Source organism: Novosphingobium sp. BL-S-33, assembly GCF_056857025.1.
Map to the genome: position 1 here is coordinate 618,868 of NZ_CM166474.1, position 16,660 is coordinate 635,527.

The 16,660-nt window shown below is 65.3% G+C and carries 14 protein-coding genes; 8 read left to right on the forward strand and 6 right to left on the reverse strand.

Features of this window, described 5'->3' with window-relative positions; translation table 11 throughout:
* The first annotated feature begins 5 nt into the window (after positions 1-5).
* Genes AC1VVM_RS02770 through metH form a run of 3 tightly spaced genes read left to right on the forward strand, consistent with a single transcriptional unit; the run spans position 6 to position 4,249 of the window.
* Positions 6-1,055: a homocysteine S-methyltransferase family protein gene (locus AC1VVM_RS02770; RefSeq protein ID WP_482955806.1), complete on the forward strand. Its 1,050-nt coding sequence runs from the start codon at positions 6-8 to the stop codon at positions 1,053-1,055.
* Positions 1,056-1,071: 16 nt separating this feature from the next.
* Positions 1,072-1,608 carry a GNAT family N-acetyltransferase gene (locus AC1VVM_RS02775; RefSeq protein ID WP_132389902.1) on the forward strand — a complete coding sequence of 179 codons (537 nt, stop codon included), beginning with the start codon at positions 1,072-1,074 and terminating at the stop codon, positions 1,606-1,608.
* A 16-nt stretch (positions 1,609-1,624) separates the two neighbouring features.
* Positions 1,625-4,249 carry a methionine synthase gene (gene metH, locus AC1VVM_RS02780; RefSeq protein WP_482902692.1) on the forward strand — a complete coding sequence of 875 codons (2,625 nt, stop codon included), beginning with the start codon at positions 1,625-1,627 and terminating at the stop codon, positions 4,247-4,249.
* A 13-nt stretch (positions 4,250-4,262) separates the two neighbouring features.
* On the opposite strand, the gene AC1VVM_RS02785 is transcribed toward metH, so the two are convergent.
* Positions 4,263-4,565 carry a hypothetical protein gene (locus AC1VVM_RS02785; protein WP_482902693.1) on the reverse strand — a complete coding sequence of 101 codons (303 nt, stop codon included), beginning with the start codon at positions 4,563-4,565 and terminating at the stop codon, positions 4,263-4,265.
* A 271-nt stretch (positions 4,566-4,836) separates the two neighbouring features.
* Between AC1VVM_RS02785 and AC1VVM_RS02790 the strand changes: the two genes are divergently transcribed.
* Positions 4,837-6,027 (forward strand): cation:proton antiporter, encoded by a 1,191-nt coding sequence (locus tag AC1VVM_RS02790; RefSeq protein ID WP_482955807.1) that lies wholly within the window; start codon positions 4,837-4,839, stop codon positions 6,025-6,027.
* A 57-nt stretch (positions 6,028-6,084) separates the two neighbouring features.
* On the opposite strand, the gene AC1VVM_RS02795 is transcribed toward AC1VVM_RS02790, so the two are convergent.
* Positions 6,085-6,930, reverse strand: a complete 846-nt coding sequence (locus tag AC1VVM_RS02795; RefSeq protein ID WP_482955808.1) for an SDR family NAD(P)-dependent oxidoreductase — start codon at positions 6,928-6,930, stop codon at positions 6,085-6,087.
* A 150-nt stretch (positions 6,931-7,080) separates the two neighbouring features.
* On the opposite strand from AC1VVM_RS02795, the gene recQ reads away from it, so the two are divergent.
* Positions 7,081-8,865 carry a DNA helicase RecQ gene (gene recQ / locus AC1VVM_RS02800; RefSeq protein WP_482955809.1) on the forward strand — a complete coding sequence of 595 codons (1,785 nt, stop codon included), beginning with the start codon at positions 7,081-7,083 and terminating at the stop codon, positions 8,863-8,865.
* A 430-nt stretch (positions 8,866-9,295) separates the two neighbouring features.
* On the opposite strand, the gene AC1VVM_RS02805 is transcribed toward recQ, so the two are convergent.
* Complete coding sequence (locus AC1VVM_RS02805) at positions 9,296-9,757, reverse strand: nuclear transport factor 2 family protein (RefSeq protein WP_482955810.1); 462 nt, start codon at positions 9,755-9,757, stop codon at positions 9,296-9,298.
* 101 nt (positions 9,758-9,858) lie between these two features.
* Here AC1VVM_RS02805 and AC1VVM_RS02810 point away from each other — a divergent pair, with 101 nt between their 5' ends.
* Entirely contained in the window at positions 9,859-10,311 is a 453-nt protein-coding gene (locus AC1VVM_RS02810) for a YaiI/YqxD family protein (RefSeq protein ID WP_132389892.1), read from the forward strand.
* Between the two features lie 10 nt (positions 10,312-10,321).
* Here AC1VVM_RS02810 and AC1VVM_RS02815 read toward each other — a convergent pair whose 3' ends face one another.
* The 3 genes from AC1VVM_RS02815 to AC1VVM_RS02825 form a co-directional block, all read right to left on the reverse strand.
* Positions 10,322-10,621, reverse strand: a complete 300-nt coding sequence (locus AC1VVM_RS02815) for a hypothetical protein (protein WP_482955811.1) — start codon at positions 10,619-10,621, stop codon at positions 10,322-10,324.
* Positions 10,622-10,652: 31 nt separating this feature from the next.
* A complete protein-coding gene (locus AC1VVM_RS02820) occupies positions 10,653-10,934 on the reverse strand; it encodes a hypothetical protein (protein WP_482955812.1) in 282 nt (93 codons plus the stop codon).
* Between the two features lie 208 nt (positions 10,935-11,142).
* Positions 11,143-12,669, reverse strand: coding sequence for a L,D-transpeptidase family protein (locus tag AC1VVM_RS02825; protein WP_132389886.1), 1,527 nt, complete (start codon positions 12,667-12,669; stop codon positions 11,143-11,145).
* A gap of 200 nt (positions 12,670-12,869) precedes the next feature.
* On the opposite strand from AC1VVM_RS02825, the gene AC1VVM_RS02830 reads away from it, so the two are divergent.
* On the forward strand, positions 12,870-13,763 hold the full coding sequence (locus AC1VVM_RS02830; protein ID WP_482902702.1) for a DMT family transporter: 894 nt from the start codon (positions 12,870-12,872) through the stop codon (positions 13,761-13,763).
* A 179-nt stretch (positions 13,764-13,942) separates the two neighbouring features.
* Positions 13,943-16,615 (forward strand): aconitate hydratase AcnA, encoded by a 2,673-nt coding sequence (acnA, locus tag AC1VVM_RS02835; RefSeq protein ID WP_132389883.1) that lies wholly within the window; start codon positions 13,943-13,945, stop codon positions 16,613-16,615.
* The last annotated feature ends 45 nt before the right edge of the window (positions 16,616-16,660 follow it).

Here is a 16,660-nt window from a genome sequence, read left to right on the forward strand (position 1 = left end):
GCATGATGAGCGCCCGTGACAAATTTCTCGCCGAAGCTGCCAAGCGCATCCTCGTCACCGATGGTGCTTTCGGCACCGAGATCCAGAACTGGAAGCTCGCGGAAGCCGACTATGCCGGCAACCTTGGCCTCAGCCATGAGCAGAAGGGCAACAACGACATTCTCGCGCTGACCAAGCCCAAGGTGCCGGAAGCGATCCACCGCGCCTATTTCGAGGCCGGTGCGGACATTGCCGAGACCAACACGTTCTCGGCCAACCGCATCAGCCAGGCCGACTATGGCGCCGAGCACCTCGTGCGCGAGATCAATGTCGAATCGGCCAAGCTTGCCCGCCGTCTGGCGGATGAGTTCGAAGCGAAGGATGGGCGCCCCCGCTTCGTCGCCGGCGCCATCGGGCCGACCAACAAGACGCTCTCGCTCAGCCCCGACGTCAACGATCCCGGCTACCGCGAGATCGACTGGGACACGCTGGTCGACGTCTACAAGGAGCAGGCCGCTGCCCTCGTCGAAGGCGGCGCCGACTTCATCCTGATCGAGACGGTGTTCGACACGCTCAACGCCAAGGCCGGGATCATGGCCGTGCGCAAGCTTGAAGACGAGCTGGGCCGCGAAGTGCCGATCATGCTGTCGATGACGCTGACCGACCTTTCCGGCCGCAACCTCTCGGGCCACACGGTCGAGGCGTTCTGGTATGCCGTGCGCCACGCGCGGCCGCTGACCATCGGCCTCAACTGCTCGTTCGGCGCGACCCAGCTGCGTCCTCATGTGAAGTCGCTGTCGGAAATCGCCGACACGCTGATCATGATCTATCCCAACGCCGGGCTCCCCAACGAACTCGGCGAATATGACGAGATGCCCGACACCACCGCGGGCTTCGTCGGCGAATGGGCCGTGGCGGGACAGGTCAACGCGCTGGGCGGCTGCTGCGGTTCGACGCCCGCGCATATCGCTGCCATCGCGCGGAAGATTACCGGTATGACCCCGCGCGCGATCCCGGCGCTGAAGCCGGAAACGCGGCTGGCCGGTCTCGAACCTTTCGCGATCGCGGCTGAGTGAGGCGAGACGGCAGGTCATGAACGATATCCCCCTCTGGCGCATCCGTCAGGCCGGTCCCGACGATGCCGATGCGCTCGCGCTGGTCGGCGCGGCGACATTTCTCGAAGCCTTTGCCGGTGCCGTCGACGGCGCCGGCATCATCGAGCATTGCCGCGTCGCCCACTCGGCCGAGACTTACCGCGCCTACTTCGCCAAGGGCGCCAAGGCCTGGCTGGCCGAGGTGAAGCCAGGCGATGCGCCGGTGGGATATGCAATGATCTGCGCGCCCGAACTTGAACAGGCCGAGGAAGGCGATATCGAGCTGAAGCGCATCTACCTGCTCTCGCGCTTTCAGGGCTCGCTGATGAGCGGCACCCTGATGCGCACCGTGGTCGAGGCGGCGGAGGGGCACAAGCGCCTGCTGCTCGGCGTCAAGGACGACAATCTGCGCGCCCTCGCCTTCTACGCCAAGCACGGCTTCGAACAGATCGGCACCCGCCGCTTCGATGTCGGCGGCAAGACTTATGACGACCTTGTACTGGCACGCCCGCTCGTGTCCGTGCAGGCCCACTGATCCAACGGGAACCTCCATGACCTCCACACCTTCCGGCGCCCGTTTCGTCAATATCGGCGAGCGCACCAATGTCACCGGCTCGGCCAAGTTCAAGAAGCTGATCATGGCCGGCGACTATCCCGCCGCCGTCGAAGTCGCCCGCCAGCAGGTGGAAAACGGCGCGCAAGTGATCGACGTCAACATGGACGAAGGCCTGCTCGACGCGGTCGAGGCCATGACCACCTTCCTCAAGCTGATCGCCGCCGAGCCCGATATCGCGCGCGTGCCGGTCATGGTCGATTCCTCGAAGTGGGACGTGATCGAGGCGGGCCTCAAGTGCGTGTCGGGCAAGCCCATCGTCAATTCGATCTCGATGAAGGAAGGCGTCGAGCCGTTCCTCGCGCAGGCGAAGAAGTGCATGGACTATGGTGCCGCCGTGGTCGTCATGGCCTTCGACGAGACCGGGCAGGCAGACACCAAGGAGCGCAAGATCGAGATCTGCGCGCGCGCCTACGACCTGCTGACCGGCATCGGCTTCCCGCCCGAGGACATCATCTTCGACCCCAACGTCTTCGCGGTTGCCACCGGCATCGAGGAGCATGACCGCTACGGGCTGGACTTCATCGAGGCGGTGGCGGAAATCCGCCAGCGCTGCCCGCATGTCCACTTCTCCGGCGGCCTGTCAAACCTCTCGTTCTCGTTCCGCGGCAACGAGACGGTGCGCCGCGCGATGCACTCGATCTTCCTCTATCACGCGATCCCCGCCGGGCTCGACATGGCGATCGTCAACGCCGGCCAGCTCGACGTCTACGACCAGATCGACCCCGCCCTGCGCGAGGCTTGCGAAGACGTCATCATGATGCGCCGCCCGGGCGTGGGCGAGGATGGCAAGACTTCCACCGAACGCCTGATCGACCTTGCCGAAAGCTTCAAGGGCAAGGACGCGGTTGCCGAGAAGGCGGCCGAGGAATGGCGCGGCTGGGACGTGGTCAAGCGGCTGGAACACGCGCTGGTCAAAGGCATCGACGCCTATGTCGTCGAGGATACCGAGGAAGCCCGCGCCGCGATCTTCGCGCGCGGCGGACGCCCCATCGAAGTGATCGAAGGGCCGCTGATGGGCGGCATGAACGTGGTGGGTGACCTGTTCGGCAGCGGCAAGATGTTCCTGCCGCAAGTCGTGAAGTCCGCGCGCGTGATGAAGAAGGCCGTGGCCCACCTGATCCCCTTCATCGAGGCGGAAAAGGAAGCCGGCGCCAAGGCCAAGGGCCGCATCATCATGGCCACCGTCAAGGGCGACGTCCATGACATCGGCAAGAACATCGTCGGCGTCGTGCTTCAGTGCAATGGCTACGAGGTGATCGACCTTGGCGTCATGGTGCCGTGGTCGAAGATCCTCGAATCTGCCAACGAGAACGATGCCGACATCATCGGCCTCTCCGGCCTCATCACCCCCTCGCTGGACGAGATGGTGACCGTGGCCGAGGAAATGCAGCGCGCGGAGATGACCATCCCGCTGCTGATCGGCGGCGCCACGACCTCCAAGGTCCATACCGCGCTGCGCATCGATCCGGCCTACAAGGGCCCGGTGATCCACGTGCTCGACGCCAGCCGCGCGGTCGGCGTCGCCTCGCAGCTATTGTCCGATACGCAGGCCGAGGGCTTCGTCACCACTGTCGCCGACGAATACGAGAAAGTCCGCGTCGCCCGCGCCGGCAAGGGGCAGAGCGAACTGCTCCCCATCGCCGATGCCCGCGCCAATGGCTTCAGGCCGGATTTCGCGCTCAAGCCCGGTGCGCCGGTGCAGCCGGGTCTCCACACGTTCGAGGAATGGGACCTTGCCGACCTTGCTGCGACGTTCGACTGGACGCCGTTCTTCCGCGCCTGGGAACTGGCGGGCAACTATCCGGCGATCCTGAACGACGAAGTGGTGGGCGAAAGCGCCCGCAACCTCTTCGCCGATGCGCAGGCGATGCTCGCGAAGATCATCGACGAGAAGTGGCTGACCGCCAAGGGCGTCTGCGCCTTCTGGCCCGCCCACCGCGACGGTGACGACGTTCTTCTGGAAGACGGCACCCGCCTGCCGATGCTGCGCCAGCAAGTGAAGAAGTCGCGCGATCGCGCCAACTTCTGCCTTGCCGACTTCATCGACACGCAGGACGACTGGCTGGGCGGTTTCGCCGTGGGCATCCACGGCATCGAGCCGCATCTCGCCCGCTTCCAGGCCGCGCATGACGACTATTCGGACATCCTGCTGAAGGCCCTTGCCGACCGCTTCGCCGAAGCCTTTGCCGAGCGCCTGCACCAGCACGTCCGCACCAAACTCTGGGGCTATGCGCCGGAGGAGCAGTTCACCAACGAAGCGCTGATCCGCGAGGAATATCGCGGCATCCGCCCCGCGCCCGGCTATCCGGCCTGCCCGGACCACTCGCTCAAGCCGATCCTGTTCGACCTGCTGAAGGCGCAGGACAATGCCGGGATCGTGCTGACTGAGAGCCAGGCCATGCTGCCCACGGCCGCCGTCTCGGGCTTCTACTTCGCCCACCCGGACAGCCAGTACTTCGGCGTCGCCCGCATCGGCCGCGACCAGCTGGAAGACTATGCCGAGCGGCGCGGGATCGACCTGCCGATCGCCGAGCGCTGGCTGCGCCCGAATCTCGACTGAATCCAAGCTCCGGTCAGTGCGCCTTGCGGCGTGCTGACCGGCCGTCGCGCCAGCGGGCATAATGGCGCAGACGAGCCTCATTGGCACCGATATCCTGCGCGCCCGCCAGCACGTCGAGCGCGGCTTCCAGCCCATGCCGGGCCAGCCGCTCGACCACCGCGCCCTCGTCCTGCCCCATCTCGCGCGCCAGCATCTTGAGCATGCGCGCGGTTTCGATAAATTCCAGTTCGCTCAACATCGCCGCGCGGCATTCGTTCGGGCTGGCGCCCAGCACGGCCTCGAGGCTTGCCGGCGCATCGTGCAGGTAACGTCCCATGGCTGTTCTTCCTTAGGCAGTGCGGACGTGAAATCGTTTGTGTCCGCTAGCTGCCTCCGGTTACCAGCCGCCGCCCCGCCCGGGCGCTAAGCCCATTCTGCGTAGAAATCCGCGGTTCGCAGTCACTTGCGGGACACGAATTGCCACCACCGCGGCACAGTGCATTGAAAGCCTTCCACAAGTCCCGCTCCGGACGCTTCTGCGGCCCATTGCGCGACTATCGCCCGCACGCCATGGATTGGCCCAAAGGACTAGGGGGACGATGGGCACAATGGGCCTGACTGAAATCTATCTGATTGCACTGACGGTAATACTGGGCGCGCCGTACCTGATCTGGCGGCTCTTCCGTACCGACCATTGGGCACCGCTGGTGGTCGTCCAGATCATTGGCGGTATCCTGCTCGGGCCGGGCGTGCTGGGCCGCATCGCGCCGGACTTCCACACATTCGTCTTCAACCCGCAAGTGATGACCGCGCTCAATGGCGTGGCATGGTGGGCGGTGATGATGTTCGTCTTCGTGGCGGGCGTGGAACTGGACCTGTCGGACGCGTGGAAGCATCGCAGCGAGACGACGCTGACCGCCGCTTGCGCCCTACTCACGCCGCTGCTGCTCGGCTCGGTCGCCGCCGCCCTGCTGCTCAAGACCCCCGGCTGGATCGGGCCCGAGGGCAGCTATCCGCAGGCGGTGCTGGGCATCGGCATGGCCTGCGCGGTTACCGCGCTGCCGATCCTGGTGCTGCTGATGGAAAAGCTGGGCATCTTCCGGGAGCCACTCGGCCAGCGCCTGCTGCGCTATGCCAGCCTCGACGATATTGCGATCTGGGGCGTGCTGGCCCTCATCCTCGTCGACTGGGAGCGCGTTGGCCGTCAGGGCCTGTTCCTCGTCGCCTTCGCCGTCGCCTCCCTCATCGTCCGCGCCCTGTTCAAGCGCATCCGCGAGGAAGACCGCTGGTATGTCTCGCTGATCTGGCTGGCCCTGGTGGGCTTCGCGGCAGACTGGTCCGGCCTGCACTTCATGGTCGGCGCGTTCCTGGCGGGCGTGGTGCTCGATGCCCACTGGTTCACGCGCGAGAAGCTCGATGGTTTCCGCGAGTTCCTGCTGCTCACCGTCATGCCCGTGTTCTTCCTCAGCACCGGCTTGCGCACGAACTGGGGCATGGGCGGCACCCTGGTCATCGGCGCCGCACTGCTGTTCCTGATCGCCTCGGTCGCGGGCAAGCTGGCGGGCGTTCACCTTGCCGGAAAGCTGCTCGGCTGGAAGAAGGGTGAAGCCTCGATCATCGGCTGGATGCTCCAGACCAAGGCGCTAATCATGATCATCTTCGTCAACGTGCTGCTCGACAAGAAGATCATCACCGCGGAGACCTTCACCGCGCTGCTGCTGATGGCAGTGATGAGCACGATGCTGACCGTGCCGATCGTCAAGCCGCGCCTGGTGCGGCTCGGCTTGATAAAGGGCTGATAGAGAAAGGCCGGGACATCGAGCCCGGCCTTTTCAATTTTCAGACACCTTTTTGTTTTAGATTCCGGGCCTTCCCGCCAGCGCCTCTGCCGCCTGCCAGAATGCCTCGACAAAGGCCGGGTCTTCCACCAGCGGGTTAGGTTTGCGGGGAGCCCGCTCGTACCAATAGCCGCCGCTGGAACGGCCCGGCTCCTCGGCCGAAGCCAGCCAGATCACTGTATCCGCGCCCTGCTGCGACGAAAGCTTCGGCGCATCGCCGTAAGCGGCCTGCACGCTGTCCGGCGTGTGCGAGAAGAAATTGCTCCCCACCGTGCCCGGATGGACCGAATGGGCGACGATGCCGTCATCCGCCAGGCGCGGTGCCAGCGCGCGGGCGTGGAGCACATTGGCCAGCTTGCCGCTGCAATAGGCCGCACCGGGGCTCCAGTTGCCAAGGTTCTGGAGATCGCCAAGGTTGATGGCGGGGATCATCTCGCTGCCGTCGGACGCCGTGTTGACGATCCGCACGCTGCCCGCCGGCGCATCCGTCGCCGCCTTGCGCAGCAGCGGCAACAGCCTTGCCGTCAACGCATAGGGGCCCAGGAAATTGCTGGCATAATTGGCCTCGAAACCCTCAGATGTCGTGATCGGCTCGCGCGCCATGCCGCCGGCATTGTTCACCAGCACGTCAATGCGGTCGACCTTGGCGCCGATCTCGTCCGCCAGCCGGTCCGCTTCCGCCAGCAGCGACAGATCGCCGCGCAGCATCTCCACGCCCGAGCCCAGTTCCGCCTGCGCCGCCGCGCAGCGCCCGGCATCGCGCCCCACGCCGAGCACGCGGAAACCCTGTGCGGCCAGCGCCCGCGCCGTTTCCAGCCCAATGCCGGAACTTGCCCCGGTCACCACTGCCACTCGCTGCGCCATGTTTGCCTCTCCTACAATCTTGAAACTTGCCGTTTTGTAACTCGAACTCGACTACCCCCACGGCAAAATCGCAAGGGATTGAGGCGGAATCGGAGGAAATCATCGGCCAAGCGGTTTCAGCAGCCCCCTGCCTCTGCCATAAGCCCGGCCGTGCCTGACGCCGATCTTCTGCCCGATGCCCGTGACGCCCTTCACGCGACTTTCGGCTTTTCCGCCTTTCGCGGTGTGCAGGAAGATGTCGTCGCCCGTGTGCTCGAAGGCCGATCCACCCTCGCGGTGATGCCCACCGGCGCGGGCAAGTCGCTGACCTATCAATTGCCCGCCGTGATGCAGGAAGGGACCTGCGTGGTCGTCTCCCCGCTGATCGCGCTGATGCACGACCAGCTGCGCTCGGCCACCGCCAACGGCATCCGCGCCGCCACGCTGACCAGCGCCGACGCCGATCGCGGCCTCACCATGGACCGCTTCCGCGCGGGCGAGCTGGACTTGCTCTACGTCGCCCCGGAACGCGCCAGCCAGTCCTATTTCCGCGACCTGTTGGAGCAGGCGCGCGTCTCGCTGTTCGCCATCGACGAAGCGCATTGCGTTTCCGAATGGGGGCATGATTTCCGGCCCGACTACCGGCTGCTGAAGCCGCTGCTGGATGCCTTCCCCACCGTCCCGCGCCTCGCGCTGACGGCCACGGCGGACCATCACACCCGCTCCGACATCCTGGCCCAGCTCGGCATCCCGGCAGACGGGCTGATCGTCGCCGGGTTCGACCGCCCGAACATCCGCTACGCCATCCGCCCGCGCGAGAATGCGATGCGACAGATCAAGGCGGTGATCGACGAGAATCCGGGCCCCGGCATAGTCTATGCCCCGACCCGCGCCCGCGTGGAGCAGCTGGCCGAAACGCTCGCCGCCGCTACCGGACGGCGCGTGCTGCCCTATCACGCCGGGCTCGATCCCGAGGTGCGCGCGCGCAATCAGGCGGCCTTCGTCGCTTCCGAAGACATGGTGATGGTGGCCACCGTCGCCTTCGGCATGGGCATCGACAAGCCCGACGTGCGCTTCGTCGCCCATGCCGGGATCCCCAAGTCGATCGAGGCCTATTATCAGGAAACCGGCCGCGCCGGGCGTGACGGTGACCCTTCTGTCGCCGTGATGTTCTGGGGCGCGGACGACTTCGCACGCGCCCGTCAGCGCCTGTCCGAAATCGAGCCGCACCGCCTGCAAAGCGAGCGCCAGCGGCTGGACGCACTGGCGGGTCTTGTCGAGACCGCCGAATGCCGCCGCGCCGTGCTGCTGCGCCATTTTGGCGAGACGCCCGCGCAGACTTGCGGCAATTGCGACAACTGCCTTGAACCGGCGGGCGTGATCGACGTGACCGAACTGGCGCGCAAGCTGCTCTCGACGGTCTATCGCACCGGGCAGAGCTACGGCCTTGGCCATCTGGAAAAGGTGCTCTGCGGTATCAGCGACGACCGCGTGCTCCAGCGCGCGCATGACCAGCTTTCGGTGTTCGGCATCCTGACCGAGGATGAGAAACCGCTGCTGAAACCGCTCGCCCGCGCGCTTCAGGCCCGCGGCAGCCTGCTGCCGACCGAGCATGGCGGCCTTGCCCTTGGCGGCGACGCACGCGCGATCCTCAAGGGCGAAGTGCCCGTGGCCATCGTCGTGCCACCCAAGCGCGAGCGCAAGCGGCGGGGTGGCGGCGATACCGGCGCCAACCCGGTCGGCAACCCGCTGTTCGAGGCTCTGCGCGCGCTCCGCCGCGACCTTGCCCAGCAGGCCGGCGTGCCGCCTTATGTCATCTTCCACGATGCCACCTTGCGTGAGATGGCCACCGTTCATCCCACCACGCTTTCCGAACTCGGCGCGATCGGCGGCGTGGGCGCGCGCAAGCTCGAAGCCTATGGCGAGGAATTCCTGAGCGTCATTCGCCAGCATTGAGCGCTCGGCGCGGGGTGCGCGTAATGGCTGCTCCCTCTCTCTGCGCTCCCAACTCCCCTTCCCTCGTCTCCCGCACTCCGCTCATCCTGAGCTTGTCGAAGGATGTGAGCCGCACGCCACGCCCCAGGGGGCTTCGACAAGCTCAGCCTGAGCGGGATTGATCAGCCTGAGCCGGATCGAAGGGCAGCGAAAACGGGAAGAAGACCTCCGCCTCGCAAACCGTCATCCTGAACTTGTTTCAGGATCCATTCGTCCGCAAGCGCGGTGTTTGGCCTCCATGCGCAACCGCCGCGCATTCCTGCCGTATCAGAGCACGCCGCCCGATGGATCCTGAAACAAGTTCAGGATGACGTCGGTTCTTGGGAGATGAGCGGCCCACCAGACATCCATCGGCCTTCGCATTCAACCACACCATCCCGGATCGACGCGCCTATTCCACTTCCACCCTGATGCGGGTGATGCGCGTGGCCTTGATCTGCCAGGCTCCATCCACCCGCACATAGTCCTCGTGATAGAACCCATAGCCCGTCAGACGCGAAAACGCGCCGCCTGCCGGGAAGAACATGCGGTCCGTAAAACTCCAGATTCCCCGGGCGCTATCCGGCCCCGTCACCTCTATTTCCGACTGATGCCCCTGATGCACGCTAACGATGCCGAAGCGCGCCATGCCGTCCGGCACCCACGCATCCCGGCCGCGCAAGGTGAGGTTCATCGCGGGCAGATGGTCCACGCCCGATTGCGGATCGGTACAGCAGCCGTGATAATCCAGCTCGCAATCCTCGGCGAGAACCGAGCGGACCAGATCGCCGTCTCCCAGGTCGACACCGCGCCAGTAGCGCGCCTTGACCTGACGGATGGCCTCGATGGCGGCGAGGCGTTCGGTTTCGGTCATTCCCTTCTCCCCTTTGCGATATCTGTCGCAGGCCGGCCGCCATCTGCAAAGCCGCGTCCATGCCCATTCGCCATTTGCCCGCACCGGCGTTATGGAGCGGCATGATCCGCATATTGATCGATGCCGACGCCTGCCCGGTGAAGGACGAAACCTACAGAGTCGCCGCCCGCCACAAAGTGCCGGTGGTGGTCGTCAGCAACAGCCCCATCCGCGTTCCGCAGGATCCGCTGATCACGCGCAAAGTGGTGAGCGATGCCTTCGATGCCGCCGACGACTGGATCGTGGAGAACACGGCGCCCGGCACCGTGGTCATCACCGCCGATATCCTGCTGGCCGATCGCTGCCTCAAGCTTGGCGCCGAGGTGGTCGCGCCCAATGGCAAGCCATTCACCCTCTCCTCGATCGGCAGCGCCATCGCCACGCGGGCGATCATGGCCGATTTGCGCGCCGGCGGCGACGTGATCGGCGGGCCGCCGCCGTTCAGCAAGACGGATCGTTCGCGGTTCCTCTCCAGCCTTGACGAAGTGCTGGTGAAACTGCGGCGGCGCATGTGAAGGCGGCTTCCTAGCCCAGTCGATACGGGGTGGGGTCTCCGCGCTCCCGGATCAGCGTCTGGCGGGCTTCCTTGCGCAGGCGGTGGCAAAGGGCATCGCGCGTCTCCTCGCCCAGCATTTCGGGAAAGCCGCGAAGCGCCGTTTCGAAGCCGTGCTCGATCAGGGCCTCCAGAATCGCCGGCTCGTCGGCCGCGAAGGCGCGCGCCATCAGTTTGAGCGTGCGCACGGTTTCGCGGAATTCGAAGTCGGTAAGGCGCCCCGATTCGAACTCTTCCTTGCGCAGCAAGGCCCGCCGCAAATCCCAGACCATCGTCGCACTCCTGCCAATGGGCAGGGAAGAATTAGCTCTCGCGCGTGTCGAAGGAAACCGGGACGGCCAGCCGGAACGGCAGGTCGGGAGAGGCGATGCGCGATTCGGTGCCGTTGTCGTGGATCAGCACCGCACGGCCGACGCCCGGGGTGGCGACCACGGCGACGACGCTATCCACCCACTCATGCAGCAGCACCTTGGCGCGGGCCAGTTCAGCCTCCGCGCGCGTGGTCGTGCCCGAGGCTTCGAGTTCGGCTTCGAGTTCGACGATCCGGGCGGTCGCCTCGCCGATGCGGTCGGTGTTCTCGCTCATGATCGGTATCCCTGGGCAGTCATCGTTCGCCTAGGTGGGCACCCGTGACGAGTGAGGCAAGCCCCGAATTCCGGCAATCGCCAGCGCGTTAAGGTTACGGCGGGTTGCTTCGCCATTCACCGGCATTTCGTCATTGCGAGCATAGCGAGGGAAGTGGGACGGCGAGGAAGGGGCAGGCCCGGACTCATGCGAGCCCGGGCCTTGTCCCTTAAAGCGGGTTGTCCAGCTTGATGACTTCTTCCTCGCTCGCGCGCTGGGTGGTCTTGAGCTGGCGCGGGGCGGCGAAGCTGTCGAGCACCGGCTTGTCGCGGCCGTAGATGTCGTTGAAGGCCGTAAGCTGGCCGTCGATCGCGCGCGCGAAAGTGAAATAGGCGACGTAGACCGGGAACGTCCGCGTCATTTCCACCTTGGTATACTGGCCGGAGCGCGAGATTTCCGCCGCTTCGGTCGCGCTCTTCTGGGCGCCGAGGATGGCCATGGTCATGCCCAGTTCCACCGCGCGTTCGGTGCGGATGCAGCCATGGCTGAAGGCGCGCACGTCGGCATTGAAGTACTGCTTGGACGGCGTGTCATGCAGGTAGATCGCGTGCGGGTTCGGCATGTCGATCTTCATCAGGCCCAGCGAATTGCTGGCGCCCGGCTGCTGGACGACCGTGATCGTGCCGTCCGCGCTCTTGGTGGCCTTGTAGCCGGCCGACTTCGCCCAGGCAGGGTTGTTCAGCACCTTGGCGCCAAGCCCCTCACCCTTCACGATCGACTGCGGCACCGTCCAGGTGGGATTGAAGACCACCGCCGTCACCGTTTCAGCCAGCTGCGGCGTCGCGGTGCGGCCGGGCTTGCCGACCACGGTCTTGTAGGTGCGGATGATCTTGTTGCGGACCACGAGGCGGAGCTGGAACTCAGGCACGTTGGTCATCAGGTAAACGTCGCCAAGGTCGCGGGCGAACCAGCGCCAGCGGTCCATGTTGGCCTGAATCAGCGCGCGCTTGGCCTTGTTGGCGACCGGCGTGGCGTTGTACTCGGCCTTGAGCAGGGCGTAATCCGGATTGGTGGGCGCCAGCTTGTCGACGACGCCGGCCACGTTGTGGTCGGAAAGCGCCTGCGCCATGATCTGCGCGGTGGGCATCACGTCCTGATCGGGATCGACCGCGAACCACTGGACGCGCGCGGGCATCGGCGTGCGGCCGTCGCGCAGATCCTCGATCAGCCAGCCGAACACGTGGCTGGCCAGCGTGTCGAGATCGTCGCCCTCGCCCTTGGCAATTGCCGCCCTGAGCGCGGCGGGCTGGTAGTCCGCCGGGATCAGGCCTTCCTTGCCGATATACTCGATGGTCTGGAGCAGCGCCTTGGCGTCGGACAGCGACCACGACATCACCGGCTCGGCCAGCAAGGTATCGTGCTGGCCCGGCTGCGCCGTCGCGGCGGCAGCGGTGGGGGCGCCGGTCGGCGTTCCGGTCGGCGTTCCTGATGGCACCCCGGTCGGCGTCGCGGTCGGAACGCCCGAAGGCGTGGCCTTGGGCTGTGCCGTCGATGTCGGCACCGGCTTCGGCGCCGCCGTGGATTGGGAAACCGGCAGGATCGACGTCGGCGTCGACAAAGCCTTGGGCTTTGGCGGTTTCACGGGCTTTGCGGCCTGCGTACCATCAACCTTCTGGGCCAGCACCGGCTGTGCCACGAGCCCCGTTGCCGCGACAACCGCCAGCACGCTGCAACCGAACCGCATCAAACTCGCCATCTTGTCCTGAACCTGCCCGTCATCATGCACGGAAAAAACGCGGCGCGCAGAGCACGCACCGCCGGAATTCCGCTTTGCATCCATATAATGTCATGTTCAAGGATTTCGCCTGTCGCTGCGATGAATTGCTTGCGCGTTTCCTTGCGTAAAGCGAACTGGCCCTTGCGCAAAGCGCCGGCCGGGACGAGAGGCTGAGCATCATGTCCGCATCCGTCCCCGCCGTTTCCGACGCTCGCCCGTCCGCCATGCCGGTCATGGCCGTGACCGCCGGAATCGCGACGTTCAGCATGATGGATGCAACGATCAAAGGCGCTTCACTGGCCGTGGGCGTGTTTACCGCGCTGCTGTTGCGCAATCTCTTCGGCACATTGCTGACCCTGCCGCTGTGGCTGGCGGCGGGCCGTCCCAAACCCTCTCGCCATGTGCTGGTGGTCCACGCGCAGCGCGCAGCGATCACCTCGGCGATGGCCGCACTCTTTTTCTATGGCCTTGCACGAATTCCTATGGCCGAGGGAATCGCGCTTTCCTTCGTCTCACCGATCATCGCGCTCTACTTCGCGGCGCTGCTGCTGGGTGAGAAAATCCGGCCTCAGGCCGTGGTGGCATCGCTTTTCGGCGTGGCCGGCGTGGTGGTCATTCTGGCCGGACGGCTGGGCGCGGGCGCCTATTCGGACCGGGCGATCGAGGGGACCGTGGCGGTCCTGCTTTCCTCGGTGTTCTACGCGGTCAATCTGGTGCTCCAGCGCAAGCAGGCGCTGCTGGCCAAACCGGTGGAAGTCGCGATGTTCCAGAACCTTGGCGTAACGTTGATTTTCCTTGCTTTTTCGCCGTGGCTTACGGTCATCCCGGACCTCCGCAGCCTGGGCTTCATCCTGGCCGGTGCGGCATTGGCAACGGCTGCCCTGCTGTTTCTTTCATGGGGTTACGCGCGGGCGGAAACGCAAGTGCTGCTGCCGATCGAATATACCGGCTTCCTCTGGGCCGCACTGCTCGGCTGGCTGATGTTCGGCGAGCAACTGGGGCTTGCCACCATCGCCGGCACGGTGCTGATCGTCGCGGGTTGCTGGATAGGTGCAAGAAACGCAAACGCGTGATCGAGGTCGGCAGCCGCCCCCCCTTGACCTGAGGGCCGCAAGCGCGCATCGGCGGGGCCGCAGACTCCGCTTTGTCGCGATGCAGCACGGCGATCCTTTTCGGGACCTGGCCAGTTCGGTTCCGACGAGGGGGCCGCGCTTTTGGCGACAGGCTCCATACAGAAGGGGATAATACCCAAATGACCCAGGTCGGACAGGATACGCTCGGTACCCGCAGCACCATGACCGTCGGCGGCAAGCAGGTCGCCTACTACTCTCTCCAGAAAGCCTCCGAAACGATCGGCGACGTCAGCCGCCTGCCGTTCTCGATGAAAGTGCTGCTGGAAAACCTGCTGCGCTTCGAAGACGGCGGCTTCACCGTCTCGACCAAGGACATTCAGGCGATTGCCGACTGGCAGAAGAACCCGACCACGGGTGACGAAATCCAGTATCGCCCGGCCCGCGTTCTGCTTCAGGACTTCACCGGCGTTCCCTGCGTTGTCGACCTGGCCGCCATGCGCGATGCCATCGCCACGCTGGGCGGCGACACCAGCAAGATCAATCCGCTGGTCCCCGTGAACCTCGTCATCGACCACTCGGTGATGGTGGACGAATTCGGTCACCCCAAGGCGTTCGAAGAGAACGTGGAGATCGAATACCAGCGCAATATGGAGCGTTACGACTTCCTCAAGTGGGGTTCCAAGTCGCTCGCCAACTTCTACGCGGTTCCCCCGGGCACCGGCATCTGCCACCAGGTCAACCTTGAGAACATCGCCAAGACGGTGTGGTCGAGCGAAGACCAGAACGGCAATCTGGTCGCCTATCCCGACACCTGCGTCGGCACCGACAGCCACACCACCATGGTCAACGGCCTGGGCGTGCTGGGCTGGGGCGTCGGCGGCATCGAGGCGGAAGCCGCGATGCTTGGCCAGCCGGTCTCGATGCTCATCCCCGAAGTCGTCGGCTTCAAGCTGACCGGCGAACTGAAGGAAGGCGTCACCGCCACCGACCTCGTGCTCACCTGCACCGCCATGCTGCGCAAGCACGGCGTGGTCGGCCGCTTCGTCGAATACTTCGGCCCCGGCCTTGCCTCGCTGTCGCTGGCCGACCGCGCGACGCTGGCCAACATGGCTCCCGAATACGGCGCCACTTGCGGCTTCTTCGGCATCGACGACAAGACCATCGAATACCTGCGCCTCACCGGCCGCGAGGAAGAGCAGATCGCCCTCGTCGAAGCCTATGCCAAGGAACAGGGCTTCTGGATCGACCCGGCCGCTGCCGATCCGATCTTCTCCTCGACCCTCGAACTCGACATGTCGACCGTCGTGCCCTCGCTGGCCGGCCCGAAGCGTCCGCAGGACTGGGTCGCGCTTCCCGACGTGGACGACGTGTTCAACAAGGACATGGCCGACACCTACAAGAAGGCCGCACAGCGCGTTCCGGTCGAAGGCAAGGACTTCGACATCGGTGACGGCGACGTCATGATCGCGGCCATCACCAGCTGCACCAACACCTCGAACCCGAGCGTGCTGGTCGCCGCCGGTCTCGTCGCCAAGAAGGCCGACGAGCTGGGCCTGAAGCCCAAGCCCTGGGTCAAGACCTCGCTCGCACCCGGTTCGCAGGTCGTCACCGACTACCTCGAAAAGGCCGGTCTCCAGTCGCACCTCGACAACATCGGCTTCAACCTCGTCGGTTACGGCTGCACCACCTGCATCGGCAACTCGGGCCCGCTCGCAGAGCCGATCTCGAAGGCGATCAACGAGAACGGCCTGGTCGCCAGCGCCGTCATCTCGGGCAACCGCAACTTCGAAGGCCGCGTCTCGCCGGACGTGCGCGCGAACTTCCTGGCCTCGCCGCCGCTGGTCGTCGCCTACGCGCTGAAGGGCACCGTGGTGGAAGACTTCACCACCACCCCGATCGGCGTGAGCAAGGACGGCGTGGACGTCTACCTCAAGGACATCTGGCCGACCAACCTCGAAGTCAGCTCGACGATGAATGCCTGCGTTGACCGCGGCATGTTCCAGGCCCGCTATGCCGACGTCTACAAGGGCGACAAGCACTGGCAGGCGATCAACGTGGTCGGTTCGGACACGTACTCGTGGCGCGCCGGTTCGACCTATGTCGCCAACCCGCCGTACTTCGAGGGCATGGAAATGACCCCGGCGCCCGTGAACGACATCATCGAGGCGAAGCCGCTGCTGATCCTCGGCGATTCGATCACCACCGACCACATCTCGCCGGCCGGTTCGATCAAGGCCGACAGCCCGGCGGGCCAGTGGCTGATGGAGCACCAGGTCGCCAAGGCGGACTTCAACTCCTACGGTTCGCGCCGTGGCCACCACGAAGTCATGATGCGCGGCACTTTCGCCAACATCCGCATCCGCAACGAGATGGTTCCGGGCATCGAAGGCGGCATGAGCCGCTTCGGTGAAGAGGTTCTGCCGGTCTACGACGTCGCGCAGAAGTACAAGGAGCAGGGCACGCCGATGGTGGTCGTGGCCGGCAAGGAGTACGGCACGGGTTCGTCGCGTGACTGGGCCGCCAAGGGCACCAACCTGCTGGGCGTCCGCGCCGTGATCGTCGAGAGCTTCGAGCGTATCCACCGCTCGAACCTGGTCGGCATGGGCGTGTTGCCGCTTCAGTTCAAGGACGGCGATACCCGCCAGTCGCTGGGCCTGACCGGTGACGACGCCTTCACGATCAAGGGTGTTGCCAGCCTCAAGCCGCGCCAGGACGTGGAAGTCGAAGTGACCCGCACGGACGGCTCGACCTTCACCTTCACCGCGCTGTGCCGCATCGATACCGCCAACGAAGTGGAATACTTCAACAACGGCGGCATCCTGCAGTACGTGCTGCGCAAGCTGGCCGCCTAAGCGACAGCCCGCAGCCTTACCGGCTCAAGAAGAAGCCCCGTCCCG